Below are 634 nucleotides of genomic sequence, written 5' to 3' on the forward strand. Positions count from 1 at the left end.
TTCGTCGACCGCGTCGCGTCGCGGGCGAACGGGCTGCGCGCGAGCCTAGGGGCCGGATCCTCGGCCGACGACGTCGACCGGTTCCTCTCGGCGCTGGCCGGGCTCGTGGCCGACGGACCCGCCCACGCGTACGAGCGCACGCCCGCCGGGTGGTGTCCGCGGGTCGACGACCGACCGCTGCCCGTCATCGGCTGACCAGCGCGTCGGCGCGCTGCGCGTGCCCTGTGCGTCGGCGCGCTGCGCCGTGCCCCGGGGCGTCGTGACCCGCGGCGCCGTGCGCCGCCACGGCACGCGTCCGCGACCCCATTCCGTCTGCGGCGGAAGAGGCGCACACTGGGCGCATGGGATCGATGTCGACACCCATGGAACCGCATGTGGGCGACCGGCTGGAGCGCCGCCACGAGGAACTGCTGCGGCTCGTCTACGGCACGCCCGAGGGGGCGCCCGGCGATGCGGCGGCCGAGCTCGCCGCGGTGGAAGCGGAACTCGCCGAGCGGCTCGGGCCGGCGGACGCCGCGCCAGCCGACGCCGGGCACCCGTACGCCGATCCGTCGGCCGACGGCCCGAGCGACGGATCCGGACCTCCGGCCCCCGTCGCGGCATCCGGTCGCCGACCCCTCGGCAGGGGCCGCGC

Annotated in this window: 1 protein-coding gene and 1 pseudogene; both read left to right on the forward strand. The window is 77.9% G+C overall.

Translation table 11 applies throughout. The annotated features are described in order from the left end of the window. Positions 1 to 195: pseudogene (locus tag AC1DY2_RS20410) on the forward strand (aminotransferase class V-fold PLP-dependent enzyme); the annotation flags it as partial. 155 nt (positions 196 to 350) lie between these two features. Then, the coding region (locus tag AC1DY2_RS20415; RefSeq protein WP_476764074.1) for a hypothetical protein at positions 351 to 634 on the forward strand (284 nt) is incomplete at its 3' end.

This window comes from Agromyces sp. P1_H4, assembly GCF_056405255.1.